The 19659-nt window shown below is 66.2% G+C and carries 16 protein-coding genes and 2 pseudogenes; 13 read left to right on the forward strand and 5 right to left on the reverse strand.

What is annotated here, in order from left to right:
• The first annotated feature begins 21 nt into the window (after positions 1–21).
• The 6 genes from RGI145_RS23655 to RGI145_RS23680 all read left to right on the forward strand — a co-directional run bounded on the left by RGI145_RS23655 (position 22) and on the right by RGI145_RS23680 (position 6785).
• The gene (locus RGI145_RS23655; protein ID WP_075800969.1) at positions 22–1161 is read left to right on the forward strand and encodes an RNA polymerase sigma factor; all 1140 of its coding nucleotides are present in this window, start codon (positions 22–24) and stop codon (positions 1159–1161) included.
• Positions 1162–1211: 50 nt separating this feature from the next.
• Positions 1212–1742 (forward strand): NADH dehydrogenase ubiquinone Fe-S protein 4, encoded by a 531-nt coding sequence (locus RGI145_RS23660; RefSeq protein ID WP_083671520.1) that lies wholly within the window; start codon positions 1212–1214, stop codon positions 1740–1742.
• Between the two features lie 106 nt (positions 1743–1848).
• Entirely contained in the window at positions 1849–2496 is a 648-nt protein-coding gene (locus RGI145_RS23665; protein WP_075800971.1) for an HdeD family acid-resistance protein, read from the forward strand.
• Positions 2497–2681: 185 nt separating this feature from the next.
• On the forward strand, positions 2682–2927 hold the full coding sequence (tnpA, locus tag RGI145_RS23670) for an IS66-like element accessory protein TnpA (RefSeq protein ID WP_237183363.1): 246 nt from the start codon (positions 2682–2684) through the stop codon (positions 2925–2927).
• A 369-nt stretch (positions 2928–3296) separates the two neighbouring features.
• Positions 3297–5153: a hypothetical protein gene (locus RGI145_RS23675; protein ID WP_156878768.1), complete on the forward strand. Its 1857-nt coding sequence runs from the start codon at positions 3297–3299 to the stop codon at positions 5151–5153.
• A 519-nt stretch (positions 5154–5672) separates the two neighbouring features.
• The gene (locus RGI145_RS23680; RefSeq protein WP_075800974.1) at positions 5673–6785 is read left to right on the forward strand and encodes a helix-turn-helix domain-containing protein; all 1113 of its coding nucleotides are present in this window, start codon (positions 5673–5675) and stop codon (positions 6783–6785) included.
• A 55-nt stretch (positions 6786–6840) separates the two neighbouring features.
• Here the strand turns inward: RGI145_RS23680 and RGI145_RS23685 are convergent, their stop codons facing one another.
• The 3 genes from RGI145_RS23685 to RGI145_RS23695 form a co-directional block, all read right to left on the reverse strand.
• Positions 6841–8079, reverse strand: coding sequence for a lactonase family protein (locus RGI145_RS23685; protein WP_167668426.1), 1239 nt, complete (start codon positions 8077–8079; stop codon positions 6841–6843).
• A gap of 101 nt (positions 8080–8180) precedes the next feature.
• Positions 8181–9500 carry an MFS transporter gene (locus RGI145_RS23690; RefSeq protein WP_075800976.1) on the reverse strand — a complete coding sequence of 440 codons (1320 nt, stop codon included), beginning with the start codon at positions 9498–9500 and terminating at the stop codon, positions 8181–8183.
• Positions 9501–9552: 52 nt separating this feature from the next.
• Complete coding sequence (locus RGI145_RS23695) at positions 9553–10602, reverse strand: Ldh family oxidoreductase (RefSeq protein ID WP_075800977.1); 1050 nt, start codon at positions 10600–10602, stop codon at positions 9553–9555.
• Positions 10603–10757: 155 nt separating this feature from the next.
• Between RGI145_RS23695 and RGI145_RS23700 the strand changes: the two genes are divergently transcribed.
• The 4 genes and pseudogenes from RGI145_RS23700 to tnpC form a co-directional block, all read left to right on the forward strand.
• Entirely contained in the window at positions 10758–11114 is a 357-nt protein-coding gene (locus RGI145_RS23700; protein ID WP_075800978.1) for a LysR family transcriptional regulator, read from the forward strand.
• Between the two features lie 152 nt (positions 11115–11266).
• Positions 11267–12796, forward strand: coding sequence for an IS21 family transposase (istA, locus tag RGI145_RS23705; RefSeq protein ID WP_167668428.1), 1530 nt, complete (start codon positions 11267–11269; stop codon positions 12794–12796).
• Positions 12797–12809: 13 nt separating this feature from the next.
• On the forward strand, positions 12810–13559 hold the full coding sequence (gene istB, locus RGI145_RS23710; RefSeq protein ID WP_075800980.1) for an IS21-like element helper ATPase IstB: 750 nt from the start codon (positions 12810–12812) through the stop codon (positions 13557–13559).
• A 106-nt stretch (positions 13560–13665) separates the two neighbouring features.
• Positions 13666–14946, forward strand: a pseudogene (tnpC, locus tag RGI145_RS23715) (IS66 family transposase); the annotation flags it as partial.
• Here the strand turns inward: tnpC and RGI145_RS23720 are convergent.
• Both RGI145_RS23720 and RGI145_RS23725 read right to left on the reverse strand, forming a co-directional pair.
• Positions 14919–15464, reverse strand: a pseudogene (locus tag RGI145_RS23720) (IS5 family transposase); the annotation flags it as partial. The pseudogenes tnpC and RGI145_RS23720 overlap by 28 nt on opposite strands.
• A gap of 224 nt (positions 15465–15688) precedes the next feature.
• Positions 15689–16681, reverse strand: a complete 993-nt coding sequence (locus RGI145_RS23725) for a hypothetical protein (RefSeq protein ID WP_075801050.1) — start codon at positions 16679–16681, stop codon at positions 15689–15691.
• 658 nt (positions 16682–17339) lie between these two features.
• Between RGI145_RS23725 and RGI145_RS23730 the strand changes: the two genes are divergently transcribed.
• From RGI145_RS23730 to RGI145_RS23740, 3 genes are all read left to right on the forward strand, one after another.
• A complete protein-coding gene (locus RGI145_RS23730; RefSeq protein ID WP_075800982.1) occupies positions 17340–17765 on the forward strand; it encodes a hypothetical protein in 426 nt (141 codons plus the stop codon).
• A 153-nt stretch (positions 17766–17918) separates the two neighbouring features.
• Entirely contained in the window at positions 17919–18158 is a 240-nt protein-coding gene (locus tag RGI145_RS23735; protein WP_075800983.1) for a hypothetical protein, read from the forward strand.
• Between the two features lie 7 nt (positions 18159–18165).
• Positions 18166–19653: a Y-family DNA polymerase gene (locus RGI145_RS23740; protein WP_156878769.1), complete on the forward strand. Its 1488-nt coding sequence runs from the start codon at positions 18166–18168 to the stop codon at positions 19651–19653.
• Positions 19654–19659 lie beyond the last annotated feature (6 nt).

Genomic DNA, 19659 nt, shown 5'->3' on the forward strand with positions numbered 1-19659 from the left:
GTTACAGGAAGGATCCACGGCATGAAAGTCATCAGAACATTTCGCAATCTTGACCGGCACGGGCAACAGCGCGCGCCTGAGGTCATCGAGGAAGAGGTGCGGCAACTTGAACCTCATCTTGTACGCTTCAGCGAGGATCTCGTCCGGCTCGAAGTCGTCGCCTCCCAGACGAGGGGCAAGACGCGCATCCAGGTCAGCCTGCGCCTGCAACTGCCCTCGGGCGTGATCGCGGCGCAGGAAGAGGGGTTCGAGATCGAGCCTGTCCTGCGCAAAGCCTTTGCCGACCTGCGCCAGCGGGTTGACCGGCATGTGGCGCGCCTCAAGCACGAGTCTGAATACAAGCGTCCCGCCCGCCGGCGCCGGATCGGCGCCCCGCTGCCGTCCGCGCGGGATGCGGCGGAAGCGGACCGGCGCCAACTCTTCTTCGACCTAATCGAGGATCATCTCGATACGGTCTACGACACCGTCAGGCGCGAGTTGACCTATCTCGAGTGTAGCGGGTCTGTGCCGGCAGGCTACCTGAGCGTTCGCGATATCGTCGATGCGACGATCCTCAACGGGCTCAACTGCTTCGAGGGGCGGCCGACCGAATTCTCCGTCCGGGACTGGCTGACGGAACTGGCCTTCGAGACCATCGAGACCGAGGCGCAGGCTGCGCGCCGCGCGGTGCCCGAGGATGCCGCCTCGATCGACGCGGCGCCCGAGGCGCCGGCCAGGGAGCCTACCGAGTCGGATGAGGAGATGTTCGAGTTCTACCAGCCCGACGACGTGCTGCTGCTCGAGGAACTCGTCGCCGACGACGGTGGGGACGACCCCGAAAGGGCGGTCGCTAAACGGCAGGACGCACTGCTCTTGCACCGGGCGATCGCCGGTCTGCCGGCGCTTTGGCGCAGGGTCCTGTTTCTTGTCGATCTGAACGACACCCCGCTTGAAACAGCCTCCTCCGTTCTCGGCATTCCCGAAGACGACGTGACCCGGATCGTCCAGTCGGCGCGCGATTATCTTCGCGATAAACTGCGTGACTCAGGTCAGTCTTCCGATACCGCTCATGCGCTTTTTAAGAGTGCTCATCAGAGAAGGTTGCGAATTCCACAGCCCCTGCGGGATCGCGCTCGGCTGGAACGCGCTTTTCTGGGGGACAACCGAGGGGAAGCACCATGATGCGCGGTCACAATCGTCCACCCTTTCCGCCGACGATACCCGGGACCAACATGAGGTCATGGGACGTTCCGACCGCGATCATCTACCGGCCGTCTCGTTCCGCGATGACATCGGCGCCGCGGCCCAACTACTGGCTACTGGAATTCGAGCCGTCTCGACCCCTGCAGGTCGAGCCGCTGATGGGATATACCTCCAGCAACGATCCCTATCGTTCGATCCGGCTGAAATTTCCCGACCGCGAAAGCGCCGTGGAATTCGCGGAGCGGCAGGACTGGCGCTATTTCGTGCGTGAGGACGTGGCTCACCGGCATGCGCCTGACCGCTGGCGGGGAGAGGAGCGGCATCGCCTCTACAAGGGAGCCGACGCCCCGAACGCCTTTCGCATAACGTCCCGCGTGGATCACGATCGCTCGGATCACCGCCTCCGGCGCGCGGTCGAGCAAGAAGGCACGGTGGACCTGTCGTCGCAAGAACAGGCCGAATTCGATCCGGTGCTTGAAGCCGATCTAGAATCCTTCCCGGCCTCGGATCCCCCAGCCTGGACCGGCATCACTGTCGGCCCCACCAAGGGTAAACCTTGATGCCGGTCGCTTTTCGATTTTTGAGAGCAGCAAACCGGTCCGCGCAGGGGCAAGTTGGATTGCCGACTTTGACATATGACTTGAGTTCCAGACAGGAGACAAGCCAATGAAGACCAGCACTGAAAATCCGTCCGGCGCGATGCAGGACATGCTGAGCACGCTGCCCCAGAACTGGTGGGCCTTCGTGCTGCGCGGTGTGCTCGCACTTGTGCTAGCGCTACTCGCCTTCCTCATGCCTGGAGAATCGCTTCTGGCGCTGACGCTGGTTTTCGGCGCTTTCGCCTTCGCCGACGGCGTGTTCGGCCTCATCGCCGCGATACGAAATATCCGCAAGGGCGATCGCTGGGTATGGCTGATGTTCAGCGGCATTCTGGGGATAGCGACAGGCGCCGTCGTGGTCGTCTCGCCCTTCCTTGCGGCGCTGGTGTTGGCGACATTCCTTTGGGTCAGTATCGCCTTCTGGTCGGTATCCTCCGGCGTCACAGAGATCTTGGCGGCCATCCGCCTGCGCAAGGAAATCAAGGGCGAAATCTGGCTCATCCTGAGCGGCATCATCTCGGTCGCATTGGGTGTAGCCGTGACCTGGATGCTGCTGACGCGACCGCTTGAAAGCTTCCTTGCTCTCGGCTGGCTTCTCGGCTTCTACGCCGCCTTCTTCGGAGCCATGATGATTTTGCTCGGTCTGCGGTTGCGCCGCGCACTTCGCGAGACATCCGACAAAGGCACCGGCGCCGCTCAGTCCGCTGGTACGTGATGCGATCGCGGAAGACCGGGCATCGCAACGGCGATGTCGACGATCTAACGTAAGCGCTGCCTGGGTGCCCTTCTTCCCGAGCGTGCCGATGCTGTGCTGCCTTGCCTTCAGGTGGGGAGCTTCGAGCCGACATTATGGTCGACGTTAGCGATGACGCGAGTGGCCGCGGATACCGCCGTGTAGAGGTGCTGACAGGGCCCGGGCGCCGCCGGCGGTGGTCGGAGGAAGCCAAGGCACGGATCGTCGCAGAGACGCTCGCACCCGGCGCCGTCATCGCCGAGGTGGCGCGTCGTTGGCAGGTCTGCTCCCAACAGGTGTTCACCTGGCGGCGGGAGATGCGGCACAACACGCCTCCCGCATTCGTGCCGATCGTGGCGGAGCCCAGTGTGGCGCCCCGGGAGCCCACCATGTTCTCGACCAGCTCGTCGTAGTGCTTGTCGGTACGGTTCATGCGCATGAGGATCATCGCCATCGAATGAATGGCTTCGGACTTCTTCTTCGCACCAGTGGAGGTCTGAACTGCGAGGAGTAAGAAGCGAGCCATCTCCTCGCGAAGAGCGTTAATCCACGCTTGCCGAAATTCAGCATGTTTGAGCTGCTGGGTTGCTCGGGTCTGCACGAACCCGTTCTGTCCGAATACGTAAGGAGGGCCAAGTTGTTCGACGACCATGCGGGCGAAGGTTTTCTTTGACGGGTGCCGCGCCGGGCCAAGGAGCGGATCGGGCGCTTGGCGCCGGGGGGCGGGACCTCTATCGAACAAGGTTGGGGCCGTGGGAGGCGAGTATCGGATGAGTGGGGCGTTGCTCGACAGGCTGAGGAAACTGCTGTGGAGCCCGCCGCCCACCTCCGACGTTCCTCAGCCGAAGCCGGACGAGCGCTATGACCTCCTCCTGAACGAGGAGAGCCAGGCGATCCTCGTGAAGGTCACCGACGTCGAAATGTTCACCGCGGGGAGGAAGCGCCGCGTTGTGGCGGCGAACCTCCATGCGGAACGCCTGGAGCGCCTTACCTGGGTCGAAGAGGAGGCACTCTGGCACCATCGCTACTGCAGGGATGAGGCCCTTCTCCGCGACCTCGTTGGAAAGGTCGAAGCATTCATGGCCGTCAGAGACTCCCATGCGGAGCCCTACCACGGCGCCCTGTCGCATTCGGCCCCGCTCAAGAAGTTCAACCTTCACGCGATCCGCCCGGAACTCGTCGAAGACGCCGCACGGGCCGAGGAATCGGTTTCAGTGACGGAAGCCCCCGGGGAGTACGTGTTGTCCTCGGTTCGCGGTCTCAGCGACGACGACGAACGGTTGATCGGGATCTGGTCGCACGGCCTAGGCCTCCCACCAGGTCAGCCGGAGAGAGCCAAGAACATCATCAAGCGCATGGCATACGCCCGACTGGCCGAGCGGCTCGTCCTGGAGTTCATCCCGAAGGTGTACGGGTGCCCGGCCGAGGACGTATCCCTCACGCAGCTGAAGAGCCCGTCCGGCCTATGGCAACGCTGCGACATCGTGGCGAACGGCCACCATCTGGATGTGAAGAACCATCTGCAGTACGGACGGGGATGCCCACACCCGTACGTCAAGGACTTCAAGCGCGTCGCTGGCCGTGACGTCGCCATCGCTGGCGTGGCGACGGAGCATTGGAGGCCGGTGAGGGCGCACCAAGTTTTCCTCGGCGTCATTCAGCTCGCCGATATCGAGAAGGTCAAGGCGGCGATCAACGAGATGCCGGGCCGCAAACACGCCGTGACCCTCCAGTTCCATGACGACAAGCTGCCCGCATGGGCGTTCGAGCTACCCGGCGTCGCCCCGGATTACGAGCTGCTGTTTGACTTGGCGCGAACCTTCGCAGGATGGCCGGAGACCACCCTCGCCGCCGCCATCGCGTGCGGCCGGGAGAAGGAGGCCGCCCTCTACGAAGCGCTGGACGATGAGCGGAAGAGCATCGTTGACCGGTTCTCGACATTGATCGAAGGCGCTGGCTACTCCAAAGCCACCATTGCCATGTTCGCCATCTCGGAGTTCATGGCGCGTTGCAGGAAGGGCGGCAGGCATGCGGAGTTCATCCGATTTCTCCGCGACATCGTTACCTTCGAAGGGTTCAGCCGTTACGAGCGGCCCCTCAAGCCCGGCAGCATCTTCGGATCGCTGTCGGAGAGGATCCAGAGCAGGCACCGCCTGCGGCAGCACCCGGCCGTCTCCACCGTCGTGTTCGGCCGCGCTTTCCCGCACGCAGTCCAGGAAGGCCGTGCAGACAGCCCGTACGAGGTCGCCATCGACCTTGAGGAAAGCCAGTGCGGCGGTCTGCACGATCCGACCGACTCCATCGCGGAGCTGTTTGACCTTCTCGGAAAGGCAGGGGGCGGCATCGCGGCGCAGGATCTCTCCTTCGTCCATTTTGACGTCCAAGGCCCGCATGTGCTGGTCGGGAAGACAGCGGACGGCGCGGTGAGGACCGTCTACGCCAACTGCGGGGGCGAAAGGGGCGGCTACGCCTGCAACACCTTCCCGCTGGTCATTGGGGTGAACGCGAGCTGCGATCGGTGCGGCAAGCTGATCTGCAAGCAGTGCCATCACTGCTCGCCGGATTGCGACAGGCCGAGGCCAGTCGTGGTCGGCCGCCGCGGTCGTCAGGGTACGTCGAAGCGGCTGGCCTACAGGTAGGGGGGATCCGCCGCTTCCAATTGGTTCAACCGGCTGACGCCATCCGGGCGTCTTCCGGTCAGGACGCGGCCGCAAGCGCCTTTGGTGCTCCCGATCTGCCACCCGGCGCGCCGGGCTGGTCGGGGAAGCGCAGTGGGGCTGGGCGCCCCCGGTCCGCGCGGGAGCCTCGACGACGCGGCCCGGGAAGACCGCCGGAACCGGCCACGCCTTGGGGCGTCCACCCTCTCAGCAGGGATCCGGGGTCTGCGGGGCGTCCATCGGGGGCGACGCTAGCCGGGGGTGGGGCGCGACGCAAAGCAATCCGTCCGCAAATGGGGATTAGCGGACGGAAGGACGGGCGCTGGCGGCGGGGGCGCGACGCGGCGCTTGGGGTGTTTGGCGGGGCGGCGGAGTAACACAAGTGATACCCGTCTATCAGTTTCAGAATACCTTATAGATCGCTGTTTTACGGTGTATCCTGGAAACGAAGACCGGGAGCCCAGAAGTCCCCTCCAGCGTCTTCGGGCGGAGGTTTGGTGCATGGCAGGCTGGGACGAGGACGATCCGGACGACGGCGGCACGCCGCCCTGGGCCACGCGCCGGTCCGGTCCGCATCCGCCGGCAGCCGCCCCCGATCCCGCCCGGCTGCTGGCGCCACTCGCCCGGGCCGAGGACTTCCTCTCACGTCTCGACGCCCGCGCCGGGGCCGCTTCCGGGGCGTTGCGCGAGGGTCTGGTCGCCCGCCTGGCGCTGGCCGAGGCTAGCTCCTGGCTCACCCAGGCGGGCCTGCCCACCCATCCGCACGACCTCGCCCTGCGTGCCGCCGGCCTCACCGGCTCCTGGAGCGCCGCCTCCGACCTCCATCGCCTGGAGCGCGCCATGCCCGCCACCTGGGGCGGAAGCGACGGCGAGGTGGGCGCGGTCGCCGCCGAGCACCCGGTGGAGCAGGCCCTCGCCCTGGCCCGCCTGCTGACGCGGCTGCCGGTCTTTTGGGGCGATCCGCTGGACGCGGCGGAGACACTCGCCGCAGCGTTGCGATCCTTGGGCGACAGCGCCTGGCCCGCGGCCACCGCCTCGCCCGGCGCCGCGATCCCGGACGTCGCGGCCTGGCGGCGAAGCTGGCTGCAAACGGGAGAGGGGGTGCCGGCGCTGCCCGCCGCCGCCGAGGCCGCGGCCCGCTGGATGCGCGAGGCCGGGGAAGGCGACGTCGCCCGGCCGGAGCCGCAGCAGGCGATCTTCCTGGCCGCCGTGCTGCTGAAGCGCCGGCGGCGGCTGGCTCAGGTGCCGCTGGTCTTCTGGAGCGGGGCCGGGCCGGGGGAGCGGCTGCCGCGACCCACCGGGGATCCGGCCGCTTGGCCGGGACTGTTCCTCGCCCGCGTGGCCGCCGCCGCCCGGCGCGGGCTGGAGGTGCTCGACCGGCTGGAAGCGGCACAGGCAAAGCTGGCCGCGCTGACCGAAGGCACGCGGCGCTCCTCCTCGCTGCCGGCGGCCGCCGAGCTGCTGCTGTGCCGGCCGATCGTCACCGCGCCGCAGCTGGCCAGGGACCTCGGCCTGACCCATCAGGGCGCGCTGCTGATCCTGGCCCGGCTGCGGGGGGCCCGGATCGTCCGGGAGGTGACGGGCAGGGGGAGCTTCAGGGCTTACGCAGCCTAATCCGCACCGACCGAGCCTATCGCTACAGCAAATCCTTCAGGCTGGAAGACAATAGCTAAAGCGCGACCATGCCTGCCCAGAACATGCTCTGGTTTTTGACGTCGATGTCATACTTCCGGACGAAGCTCAGTCTCCCATCGTCTCCAACACGGAATACCGATAGTCCGGCATGAACCGTCTTCAACCGGTCACCCTCCCGCACCGTAACGGGCAGATTGTGCTCGGCAACCAATAGGTGACCGCTCGGGTCGATATGGAAGGTGCGCGGGTGGATCCCATGCGTTTCCACATGCTGGATGGGTCGGGGCTCGCCGGTCGGGTTGTCAATGTCATAGACGACGATGCTGTTCTCGCCACCCTTGAAGACCTGGGTGCCGCCCACCTCCTCCGTCTGTTCGGCGCGGTTCGCGCAGTAAAGAAAGCGGCCGTTGGGGTGCACATGGATGGGACCCGCAGCCTGACGGGCACGGATGTTTCCGGGCTGCGCCAGCGTGCTGACACGGAACAGGATGTCCGGCTGAATCCGCCCGTCCCTCATGCGCAGGAGACCGACCTGGTTCTGCGTTTCGATCGACAGATAGATCCAAGGTTTGATCGGGTGGAAGTCGACGTGGCGCGGTCCGAAGTTCCGGCCGCCATCGGGAGCGATGGAGAATTCGTTCGAGAGTCGCCCGTCATCGTAGTCGAATACCTTAAGGGCGCCGGGCTCCTCTGCCTTCTGACCGGTTCCTTCATTGCCGCGCGTGACCAGAACAGCCTGCCCATTGTCCGGGGTCACCCGCGCCTGGTGGGCGTAGATGCCCGCATCGATCGGATCGGTCTGCTTGATCTCATTTCCAGGCGTGAAGTCTTCGTTCACCTGGTAGATCCGTAGCGCACTTGGCTTGTTGAAGGAGACCAGGATGTTTCTCGATGGGATGTCCGTGCTCAGGTGGATAGGCCGCGTCGGCAAGGTCACGGGTGCCCCATGCGGAGACAGCGCGCCTGACCCCTCGTCGATCCGGAGTGCCACGAGATGATGCGAGTTTCCGGGCGCGGCACCATTGCCTGGAGCGGTGCTGCTGGTCGCGACGTACAGGAACCTGCCCGAGCGATGCGGCCAAGCATACTGCACGCTGTCCGGCAAGGTGATCACACCGCGCTTTGTGAGGGTGGCCGCTTCGACATCGACCTCATAGTGAAAGAGGTTCGCGCCCACATTCGCATAGAGGGCCACTCGGCCAGGCATCCCACGGCCGGGATGCTGCCCGAACGAGGTGGCGGGGATAGCAAGGCTGCCAGCAGTGATGCTCAAGAACGTCCTCCGTTCGATCATGGTTTTCCTCCGTAAGCTTGTTGAGTTTCTGTCCCGGGCGCAAAAATCGCTCGATCGGCTGTATTCAGCTTGGCGCGCGCCTACTCCTCCCGGATCACCAGCCGGAGCAGGAAGGCGAACAGCGTGGACACGGCGAGGAACCCGGCCATGGCCAGGAGCCCTGCCTCGAAGGAGCCTGTCGCGTCCTTCAGCCAGCCGACGATCGTCGGACCGAAGAAGCCCCCCGTGGTGCCGACCGTGTTGATGAAGGCGATCCCGCCCGCTGCGGCGATCCCGGTCAGGAAGCGGGTGGGGATCGACCAGAAGATTGCCCGGGCCGATGTTACACCGACCAGAGCGGCTGCCAGACCCAGCAGCGACAGATCGAAGCGGCCGGTCGAGATGGCTAGCAGGAAGCCCAGGGCGCCCAGCAGGCAGCAGGCCGTGAGATTGACGATCTTGCGGCCGGAACGGTCGGCGGAGCGGGCCCAGAGGATCATCCCGATGCTCGCCGCGAGGTAGGGCAATGCCGAGACCCAGCCAACCTGCATATTGGTCAGATCCTGCCCCTTCAGGATGAGCGGCAGCCAGATCTGGATGCCATAGGAACCGACGGTGAAACCGAGGTAGACGACCGTGCACATCCAGACGCGGATGTCGCGCAGCGCCACGCCCAGCCGGCTGACAGCGCGATCCCGCTTCTCGCTCTCGATGCTGGTAATGATGGCTTGCCGCTCATCGGGTGTCAGCCAATGGGCGTCCTGCGGACGGTCGGTCAGTACAAACAGGAGCACAATGCCGATGATGGCGGCCGGCGCACCCTCCACCACGAAGAGCCACTGCCAGCCGGCCAGGCCCAGGGCCCCATCCATTTCCAGTAGAAAGCCGCTGAGTGGGCCGCCGATCAGGGAGGACACCGGAATGGCAACCAGGAACCAGGAGAGGATCCGGGCGCGATACTCGGCCGGGAACCAGGCGGACAGGAAATAGGCGATACCCGGAAAGAAGCCTGCCTCGGCCACACCCAGCACGAAACGCAGCAGGTAGAAACTGATCGGCCCCGAGACAAAGCTCATGGCACAGGACAGCAGGCCCCAGGATATCATGATCCGGGAGATCCACAGCCTGGCGCCGTACCGGTAGAGCAGCATGTTGCTGGGCACCTCGAAGCCGCAATAGCCGACGAAGAGGATGCCAGCCCCCCAGCCGAACTGGGTCGCCGTCAGGCCTATGTCGCGGTTCATCTGCAAAGCCGCGAAGCCGATGTTGGTGCGGTCGAGAAAGTTGAAGGCGTAGGCCAAAGTCAGGATCGGCAGCATGCGCCAGATGACTTTGCGGAATGCGGACCGTTTCAGCGCTTCGGCACTGATGGGCGGGCTGACAGAACCCGGACGCTGGATGGCTGCTTCGCTCATGGACATTTCCCTTGTTTTTCTCCCTTGGCGGGATGTCCCGCCACGCCTTCGCCAGAATTCAGGCGATGGCAACGCGAGCAGACAGGGCTTTGAGCTTGGCCAGGAGCGATGGATCAACCCGGATGCCATCCCGCCGTGCCCGCATGAGATTGCGGTTCTCGATCTCGCCCGGCACCAGCACCGGCGCATTCGGATCAGCAGGCGGTGTGGAATGCAGGATGCCGACAAAATCGTTCATCCGCTCGGACAGCCAGTTCGCGGTGCCGAGGCGCTTCGTGTCGATCAGCAGGAAGTAGTGCCCCAGGTTCTGGGGAGATTCGGGAGATTCGACCCACGACTTGACATGCGTGAGATAGGCGGCACCGGACAGCAGGCCAGCGAGCAGGTCGACCACCAGCGCCAAGCCATAGCCTTTATGGCCGCCAATGGGCAGCAGAAAGCCGTTCAGCGCTTCGTTCGGATCCGTGGTGGGTTTGCCCGCCCGGTCGGTTGCCCATGTGTCCGGGATCGGCTGGCCAGCCTTGGCGGCATTGCGGATCTTCGCGCGCGCCGCGACGCTGATCGCCATGTCGAGAATGATCGGCTCGCCACCAGGGTTGGGAAAGCCGAAGCCGCAGGGGCTGTTGCCCAGACGTGCCTCGCTGCCACCCCAGGGGGCGATGGTGGTGGTGGCGTTGCTGCCGATCAGGCTCGCGAAACCTGCCTCGGCCGCGATGTGGCTATAGGGCGAGACGGGACCGAAGTGGTTGCTGCCACGGGCAAGCGCCAGGCCTACCCCGCCCGTGGCGGCAGCATCCATCGCAGCCTCCAGGGCACGCATTCCGACCAGCGGTCCCACACCGTTATCGCCATCGACCCTGACGATCGCCGGAGCCACATGTTCCAGAACGATGTCGGGTCGTGGATTGATGCCGCCGATCTTGAGCCGCTCGCCATAGGATTCGATCCGGCCCACACCATGCGTGGCCACGCCGAACATTTCGGCGAGCACCAGCACGCGTCCGGCATCAGCGGCATCCCTGCGCGAAAGGCCCAGGCCCACCAGCGCCTCGGTCGCAAGAGCCATGAGTTCGGCTTCGGAAAGCTGGCTTGGTGCTTGTTGCTGCATCGTGGCGTCTCCCTGCTCTTCCCCGGAAGGCCATGCCTTCCTGGCCAGTCGATCTCCGCTGGCAGCAAAGATCTCGCGAGAAGCAATTATGGGGTATTGGAAAGACACATAAAAACCGCGCAAATACCGCATTCAGACAACAGGAATCCTAAGCAATGGATACGCATTTCCTGGAAAGCTTCGTGGTCGTCGTCGAGAGCAGTTCCATGGCGGAAGCGGCCCGGAAACTGAACATGGCTCCCGCTACGCTTGCCTTGCGGATCCGCGCTTTGGAGGAGGAGTTGGGCTTCGCCCTGGTGACCCGCGCCGGACGTGCCACAAAGCCGACGCCGGCTGGCGCCTTGCTCGCACAACGTGCCATCGGAATTTTGCGTGACCTGCGTGACCTGAAGACTTTGGACGAGGAAGGAAGGCCCAGGGGACAGATACGGCTGGGTGTGGCGCAGACGGCCATTGCTACAGTGCTGTGCGATGCGTATTCCGGAGCAAGTCGGCACCTGATTCCGATTTGAAGTCGGCCGTTGATTCCGGGATGAAGTCGGCCATTCCGATCTGAAGTCGGCACCCCTGTGGGGTGGGTGGTTGCTCGACCGCTGGGCTGGGCCCGGGCCTCCTTTCTCGCTGGACGCGAGGGGGAGCCCGGATGCCAGCCGAGAGAGTGTCGATGCGACGAGTGCGAGAGATCCTGCGGCTGAAGTACGAGGCGTGCGCCTCCGACCGGGCGATCGGCCTTGCGGTGGGCGTGGCGCGCAGTACGGCGCGGCTGTGCCTGGACCGGGCAGCGGCGGCCGGCCTGGCCTGGCCGCTGCCGGCGACGCTGACGGACGGTGCGCTGGAGGCACTGCTGTTCGCGGGCGGCGGGGCGGTTGCCGGGCAACGGCGCAAGGCCGAGCCCGACTGGGCCGTGGTGCACCGGGAACTACGCCGGCCCGGCGTGACGCTGATGCTGTTGTGGGACGAGTACCGGGCCAGCACCCCGGATGGCTACCAGTACAGCCGTTGGTGCGAGCTCTACCGAGGCTGGGAGGGCCGTCTGTCGCCGGTGATGCGGCAGGTCCATCCGGCTGGCGAGCGGCTGTTCGTCGACTTTGCCGGGCAGACGATAGAGGTGATCGACCCGGCCATCGGCGAGATCCGCGCGGCGCAGGTGTTCGTCGCGGTGCTGGGGGCATCGAGCTACACCTATGCCGAGGCGGTGTGGACCCAAGGGCTGCCGGACTGGATCGGTGCCCATGTGCGGGCGCTGGAGTTCCTGGGCGGCGTGCCGCGGCAGATCGTGCCCGACAACCTGCGCGCGGGCGTGCTGCGGGCGAACTGGTATGAGCCCGGGCTGAACCCGACCTACGTCGACCTGGCGGCCCACTACGGCACGGCGATCCTGCCGGCGCGGGTCCGCAGGCCCCGCGACAAGGCCAAGGTCGAGGCCGGCGTGCTGGTGGTCGAGCGCTGGATCCTGGCCCGCCTCCGGCACCAGCGTTTCGCCTCGCTGCCGGCGCTGAACACGGCGATCGCCGCGTTGCTCGAGAGCCTGAACACGCGGCCGATGCGTCGCCTGGGCATCAGCCGTCGCCAGCTGTTCGAGGAGCTGGACCAGCCTGCGCTGGCGGCCCTGCCAGCCGAGCCGTTCGTCTATGCCGAATGGCGCATCCGCCGGGTCGGGCTCGACTATCATGTCGATGTTGACGGCCACTACTACTCGGCGCCGCACCGGCTGCTGCGCCAGCAGGTCGAGGCCCGCATCACCGCTCGGACGGTGGAGCTGTTCCACAAGGGCGAGCGGGTCGCGGTCCACATCCGCGGCGGGCTGCGCGGCCGGCACACCACGCTCGCCGAGCACATGCCGCAGGCGCACCGGCGTCATGCCGAGTGGACGATCGAGCGGATCGGCCGCGAAGCGGCCGCCATCGGCCCAGCCACGGCAGCGCTGGTGGCGATCATCCTCGAAAGCCGGCCACATCCGGAGCAGGGGTTCCGCGCCTGCCTCGGCATCCTGCGGCTGCTGCGGACCTATGGGCAGGAGCGGCTGGAGGCGGCCTGTGCCCGTGGCCTGGAGATCGGCGCCCGCTCCTACGGCTCCATCCAGTCGATCCTGCAGCACGGCCTCGACCGCCAGCCGGCGTCACGCCGGCCGCGGGAGAGCGACGAGCTGCCCCTGCTGCACCCCAACATCCGGGGCTCAGGCTACTACCATTGAGGAGAAACAACCCATGCTGACCCACCCCACCCTCGACCAACTGCGCCAGCTCGGCCTGGCTGGCATGGCCAGGGCCTTCGAGGATCTCGCCGCCCAGGCCGGGGGCGGCGAGCTGGCGCCGGCCGAATGGCTCGGCCTGCTGCTCGACCGTGAGATCGCCGACCGGCACGACCGCCGGCTCAAGGCCAGGCTGCGGTTCGCCAAGCTGCGCCACCAGGCCAGCATCGAGGACATCGACTGGCGGACCAGCCGTGGCCTCGACCGTGCCCTGTTCGGCAAGCTGGCCCTGGGCGGCTGGATCGAGGCGCGGGAGAACCTGATCATCGAAGGGCCGACCGGCGTGGGCAAGTCCTGGCTGGCCTGTGCCCTCGGCCAGAAGGCCTGCCGCGACAACCACTCCGTGCTCTACCAGCGCGTGCCACGGCTGTTCGCCGATCTCGGCCTGGCCCGCGGCGATGGCCGGCATGCCCGGCTGATGCGCACCCTGGGCGCGGTGAAGCTGCTGATCCTGGATGACTGGGGGCTCGAGCCGCTTGGCCCGGAGCAAGCGCGCGACCTGCTGGAACTCGCCGAGGACCGCTACGGCCGTGGCGCCACGCTGATCACCAGCCAGGTCCCGGTGGACCGCTGGCACGACCTGATCACCGGCAACCCAACGCTCGCCGATGCCATCCTCGATCGCCTCGTCCACAACGCCCACCGCATCCACCTGCGCGGCGACAGCCTGCGCCGGAAGCTGCCCTCCAAACCCATCGAGGCTTGACCCGAACCCCCCACCCATTGAAGACAACCATCAGCCCGGTGACGAGCGGCCGCCCATGCCGACATCAGTCGGAATCACCGGCCGACATCGCGTCGGAACAGACTGCCGACATCATCGGAATTCGCACCCTCTGCCTGCCCACCTGCCGCGCGAACGGGTGGTGCTCCCGTCACCCACGGCCTGCCCCTGCTGCGGCGGCAGGCTGTCCAAGCTCGGTGAAGATGTAACCGAGACCCTGGAGGTGATCCCGCGGCAGTGGAAGGTCACCCAGACCGTGCGGGAGAAGTTCTCCTGCCGGACCTGCGAGCGCATCACCCAGCCACCCGCGCCATTCCATCCGATTGCCCGCGGACGGGCCGGGCCGAACCTGCTCGCCATGGTGCTGGAGGCCAAGTTTGGTCAGCACCTGCCGCTGAACCGGCAGGGCGAGAGCTATGCTCGCGAGGGCGTGGAGCTGAGCGTCTCCACCCTGGCCGACTGGGTCGGCACCGCGGCGGCCACTCTCTCGCCGCTCCACGCCCTCATCGAGGCACATGTGCTGGCGGCGGAGCGCCTGCACGGCGATGACACCACAGTGCCGCTGCTGGCCCGCGGCAAGACGGTCACGGCGCGCCTCTGGACCTATGTGCGGGACGACCAGCCCTTTGCCGGACCCGCACCTCCGGCGGCGGTGTTCTACTTCTCGCGCGACCGCACCGCCGAGCATCCCAAGCGGCACCTGGCCTCCTACAGCGGGATCCTGCAGGCTGACGCCTATGCCGGGTTCGGCGACCTCTACCTGGCCAGCCGCAAGCCCGGGCCGATCACGGAGGCGGCGTGCTGGGCGCATTTCCGGCGCAAGGTGTTCGAGCTGGCGGAGGTCGCCCGCGCGCCGCTGGCGGCCGAGGCCGTGCACCGCATCGACCGGGTGTTCGAAGCCGAGCGGGCGGTGAACCGGTGTCCGGCGGCCGATCGGCTCGCCCACCGGCAGAGCGTCGTGACCCCACTGGTTGCCGATCTCCAGGCCTGGATGCTGCAGACCAGGGGCAGGCTGTCGCGTCACAACGACCTGGCCAAGGCGCTGGACTACGCGCTAAAGCGCTGGCCTGCATTCACCAAGTTCCTCAGCGACGGCCGGATCTGCCTCACAAACAACGCGGCCGAACGCGCGCTCCGCGGCGTGGCCCTTGGCCGCAGGGCATGGCTGTTCGCGGGCAGTGACCGTGGCGGCGAGCGGGCTGCGATGATGTACGCCCTGATCACCACCGCGAAGCTGAACAATGTGGATCCGCGTGCCTGGCTTGCCGATGTGCTCGCTCGCATCGCCGACCACCCCGCCTCCAGGCTCGACGAACTTCTGCCGTGGAACTGGCGGCGTGCTCAAACGCCCGCAACCGCTGCCGCCTGAACGTCAACCGCGGCCATCACCGGATGGGTACGGTGGTCGGTCATCTCCACGGCCCTGACCTCGTGACTATCAGCGTCGATCACCAGGTGCACCTTGCGCCAGACCCGGCGCTTGCCGGCCCCGTGCTTTCTGACCTTCCATTCGCCCTCGCCCAGCACCTTCAGGCCCGTGCTGTCGATGACGAGGTGCAGCGGTCCGCCCCGTGGGCGGTAGGGGATAACGACGGTGAGGTCCTTCTGACGCCGCGAGAGGGTGCTGTAATGCGGCACCCTCCAGTCGAGGTCCGCCAGCCGGATCAGGCTCCCCGCCATGCCCTGGGCCGCCCGCAGCGGAAGCTGGTACAGCACCTTCAGCGTCAGCACTGCCTGGATCGCCGCATCGCTGAACGTTGGTGGCCGTCCCCGCCGCCCTGTGCCCTCGGCGGCGTCCCACGCCAGGTCAGGCGAGATCCACACCGTCAGGTCGCCCCGGGCAATCAGACCACGGTCATACTCCCGCCAGTTCCGGGTCCGGTAGCGGGTCTTCGGCCGCTCACCCCGTGATTATGCCTTGCTCATGCAGGCCTACCTGCAAGGTTTGTGCAACAACGCCGTTTGTCGTCGAAAACAATCAAACCCTGCAAATCGACAGCGCCGAACCCGGAAAATATCCAAGCTAGATCAGCGCATTACGAGTTGTTCAAGGCCGACCAGTAGGAATTGAGGGAGCATGGATGGGAATCAAGGGAGCATGAAGCCTCTGATCACACCGTTTCCGGCGCTGGTTCGGCAGCTACCTGAAAATCCAATTCGGCTTGGCGCAGACGCTGGTGATTCCAGCGGTATCGATATGTCTTCACCCGGCCGGCGCCGATAGCATCGCAATTCCAAGAAGCAAGTCCACCAGCACGAACCATATCGTCGAATGCTTGGCGGATTTCTCCCCTGAACTTCACACGGCGTTTGATCGGAGCATTCAGGTAATCCTCACCGCAAAGCGCCGCGACATCGACATCGTCGATCCAGCTGTGCGATGGCTTGCCGTCAATGAACGGCCAAATGCTCTTGGCGTAGTCACTCTTGAGGCGGAAGTAGACGTCACCATCCAGGGATACGAGCGTCCGGCTCTCGAACATATCCCTCACCCACTTGCCGTATCGGATGGACAAGCGGCTATCAAGGTCAACCCCGGACCACGAAATTTCGCTGATCAAGGTATCGCTGAATCCTGCGCCAGGCAGCCGCCCTTTTGCGATCCCTGCCTCATACTGCTCATACGTTCCAGCGTAGATGCGAAAAGAGACAGAACGCATTTCCTCAAGTGATCTCAACAGCGTAGCCAAGTTGTTGACATGTGCTGTTCGCCCCGTCGCCTGGAGGAGCGCACGCCAAGTGGTCGAGGTTTCGTAGATGACGATGCTCCTCGGTACCCGGAAATCAGCACCCTCTCGCCATTCCGGGTTGGTCAACTCGAACCGGGCGGCCCGAACCCTGAACAAAGCATAGAGAGCATCTCTATGCTGACTGCCCAATTCGCGACCATGGACCTCGACGACAGAATGAGACTTCACCGCATAGATGCGGGTGGTCGTCGCGTCGGAGAGACCCTTCTTCCTAGGCGCGAAAGCCGATGTTCGCGTCAGCTTGGCCGGAAGGACAGCTGGATTCTGACGTCCCCGCCGGTTCGCCTGAGTTTTCTCGAACCGGGCAAGCCGGGCAATTTCCTTCTCTTCAGGAGTCTGAGCTTTGCGAGGCATGCCACCGTCATAGCTGGTAATCCACCGCTCCCCCAACAACCGGGAATCAAGGGAGCACGAGAGCGTCGTAGATACCCGGAGGGATAGCGATTGGGACTGATGATGGCGGGAATCGAGGGAGCATGAACAGCTACAAAGGGGTCATGATGCGCCTCAGAGCCGCGTAAGCTCCGCCTTCTGTGGACAAGTAGCGGCTGGGCCGTAGCCCAGGGAGCACGAGCGGGAGAGGAGGGAGCACGAGCGGGAGGAGACGGAGCATGGATGGGAAAGGTAGGAGCAGGACTCGTACAGAAGTACCTGATGCTCCTGGAAAATTTAGCTACAGACGAGTCACTGACTCTATAATGACTACTATCGACGCACGGCTGTGGACGATCTCGCAATGGCTTCTACCCTCGACGTAGGAAGCATACGGCACAAGCTGGAAGGAGGTAGAAAGGTCACATGAGACATCTAACGGGAATCGAAGGAGCACGAGGTTAGTGGTCTACACACTGACGCCATCGCTCCACCGAAAGCATAGAGGTCGAGATCAAGATCGCCCCTTACCCTGACCTAGTCAGAGGGCGCTAAGCTCGACTTTGGCCATCTGAGGCAGGCGTAGGCGGCGAGGCGGGTGACTGGCTAGGCTGGCGTGTCCCCGCCAAGAGACGCCGCCATGCTTCACCTGCCATCCTGCTTCGCCGCGGTGATCCTGAGCTTTGCGCCGCTGTTTTTCCAGCGCAGCTGGCAACACGCGGAGGTGCTGCTGATCGGGGCTATCCTGGCACCCGGCAAACGTACGGTGACCCGCCGCTGCGGCGATCTGGGTGATCTCCATGAAGCGCGCGAGGCGCACGCTCATGGAGACCACCACCTCGCCGCGCTTCAGCTTCTCCTTGGCCGGGTTGCGCAGGAGGTCGGCGGCTCGGACGGAGCAGTGGCGGGCGGGGTTTGCGCCGACGCGCTGGGAACGAGCGGACCTCGCACGGCGACACCCACCGCCAGCAAGGTGGCCCTACCGGCAATCCAGGCACACGAATCGCGAGGTTGTCGGTGCGGACATCGCCGGCCGGCCCTTCAACGCGCGACGTCACGCAGGTGAGCTAGAGGATTCACAGTCCGTCGCAGAGCATTGAGACGGTGATCTTCCCGAGCTGAAGTCCGGTATCAAGCGAGCGGCACGCGCAGGTTCGTGACTCCCGTCCGCAGAGTCAAGTTCTTGTTTTGTTCCTGATTCGCCGCCTAGCTTGGTGCCATGACTGACGCGCCCCCCGCCGATCTGCCCGATGAACCACTTCCTCTTGCCCCAGCGCGCCCGGAGGAGATCACCGAGGCCCTGGCCTATGCCCTACGCTACGACGAGCGCGGCCGCCCGCGCCCAAATGGCGGCGAGCTGATCGCGGGCCTGGCCGCCCAGCACCTGACCCAGCACCTGCAGCGCGCCGGCTTCGTCCTGATGAAGCGCCGCCCCGGACGCCCGCACCGTGCCGGCTGACCATCGCTTGCTAGCCGTGCGCCTGCCGCTGCTCGCGGTGGAGCGGCTGCGGCGCAACGACCCTGCGCTGCGCGGCCGTCCGCTGGCGACCTGGCACCTGCAAGGCAGCCGACGCCTGCTCGCCTGCGTCGATGCACCGACCCTGTTTCCGGGCCAGACCCTGGCCGACGCCCAGGCCATGCGGCCAGACCTCGTGCTGTGCCCGGCCGATCCCGTGGGCGAGGCCTGGCTGCTGGAGCGGCTGGGCTGGTGGTCGCTGCGCTTCACGCCGATCGTGGCGCTCGATGCCCCCGATGGGCTGGTCCTCGACGTCACCGGCGGTACGGACCTGTTCGGTGGCGAGGCGGCTCTGCTCGCCGAGGTCGCGGCCTGCTTCCGGCGGGTGGGCTACACCACGCAGCTTGCCCTGGCCGGCACTGCCGACGCTGCGGCTGCCCTGCTGCGGGCGGGCCAGCACGGCTGCGTGGTGCCGCCAGGCGAGGATCTCGCCGCGCTGCGCTCCGTGCCGGTGGCGGCACTGCGGCTGGCGGGGGATCTGGCAAGCGACCTCGCGCGGGTGGGGCTGCGCACGGTCGGTGACCTGCTACACCAGCCACGGGCGCCGCTGGCCCGGCGCTTCGGGCGGACGCTGCTCGATGCCCTGGACTTCGCCACCGGTGCCAGGGCCCGGCCGCTGCAGCTGATCCAGCCCCCACTGGACTTCTCCGCCGCGCGGCCCTTCCTGGAGCCCATCGTCACCCGCCCGGCGATCGACCGCGCCGTGCATGCGCTGCTGGACGACCTCTGCGATACGCTGGCGGAGTCAGGCTGCGGGGCCCGCCGCCTGAGCCTGCTGGCCTTCCGCGTCGACGGCGAGGTGCAGGAGGTGGCGGTCGGCGTGGGCCTGGCCAGCCGTGACCCGGCCCATCTGCGCCGCCTCTTCGTCGAGCCCCTGGGGCGGTTGGAGCCCGACCTGGGCTTCGACCGCTTCGTGCTGCGCGCCACGGAAACCAACCCGCTCGAGGGACGGCAGCTGGCGGCCGCCCTGGGCAGCGCGGATGCGGACCGCGGCCAGGAGCCAGTGCTCTCGGAGCTGCTCGACCGGCTGGGCCAGCGCCTGACGCTTTGGCGTCCCAGCCCTACCGGCAGCCACTGGCCGGAGCTGGCCGTGGTCCCGGTCGATCCCTTCGTGCCCGCCATGGAGGCGCCCGAGGGCTGGGGCGAGCGGCGGCGGCCGGTGCGGCTGCTCGATCGGCCACGCGAGCTGACGGTGATCGCCGAGGTTCCGGACGGCCCGCCGGCGCAGTTGCGCCTGGACGGGCGCGTGCACCGGGTGCGGCACGCGGCAGGGCCGGAGCGGCTGGAGCCGGAATGGTGGGGCGAGAAGCACGACCGCCCGCGCCGGGACTACTTCCGGGTGCTGACCGAGACGGGTGACCGGCTCTGGGTCTGCCGCCTCGGGGTCGACCGGCCCACGGCACCGGCGCGCTGGTTCCTGCATGGCCACCTGGCGTGAGGCCAC

This window comes from Roseomonas gilardii, assembly GCF_001941945.1.
In the GTDB taxonomy this organism is placed as follows: domain Bacteria; phylum Pseudomonadota; class Alphaproteobacteria; order Acetobacterales; family Acetobacteraceae; genus Roseomonas.

Excerpts from the sequence above, each read along its gene's own strand:
- RGI145_RS23655 (WP_075800969.1), top strand. The coding sequence starts at position 22 with ATGAAAGTCATCAGAACATTTCGCAATCTTGACCGGCACGGGCAACAG.
- RGI145_RS23660 (WP_083671520.1), top strand. The coding sequence starts at position 1,212 with ATGAGGTCATGGGACGTTCCGACCGCGATCATCTACCGGCCGTCTCGT.
- RGI145_RS23665 (WP_075800971.1), top strand. The coding sequence starts at position 1,849 with ATGAAGACCAGCACTGAAAATCCGTCCGGCGCGATGCAGGACATGCTG.
- RGI145_RS23680 (WP_075800974.1), top strand. The coding sequence starts at position 5,673 with ATGGCAGGCTGGGACGAGGACGATCCGGACGACGGCGGCACGCCGCCC.
- RGI145_RS23690 (WP_075800976.1), bottom strand. The coding sequence starts at position 9,500 with ATGTCCATGAGCGAAGCAGCCATCCAGCGTCCGGGTTCTGTCAGCCCG.
- RGI145_RS23695 (WP_075800977.1), bottom strand. The coding sequence starts at position 10,602 with ATGCAGCAACAAGCACCAAGCCAGCTTTCCGAAGCCGAACTCATGGCT.
- RGI145_RS23700 (WP_075800978.1), top strand. The coding sequence starts at position 10,758 with ATGGATACGCATTTCCTGGAAAGCTTCGTGGTCGTCGTCGAGAGCAGT.
- istA (WP_167668428.1), top strand. The coding sequence starts at position 11,267 with ATGCGACGAGTGCGAGAGATCCTGCGGCTGAAGTACGAGGCGTGCGCC.
- istB (WP_075800980.1), top strand. The coding sequence starts at position 12,810 with ATGCTGACCCACCCCACCCTCGACCAACTGCGCCAGCTCGGCCTGGCT.
- RGI145_RS23725 (WP_075801050.1), bottom strand. The coding sequence starts at position 16,681 with ATGCCTCGCAAAGCTCAGACTCCTGAAGAGAAGGAAATTGCCCGGCTT.
- RGI145_RS23730 (WP_075800982.1), top strand. The coding sequence starts at position 17,340 with ATGCTTCACCTGCCATCCTGCTTCGCCGCGGTGATCCTGAGCTTTGCG.
- RGI145_RS23735 (WP_075800983.1), top strand. The coding sequence starts at position 17,919 with ATGACTGACGCGCCCCCCGCCGATCTGCCCGATGAACCACTTCCTCTT.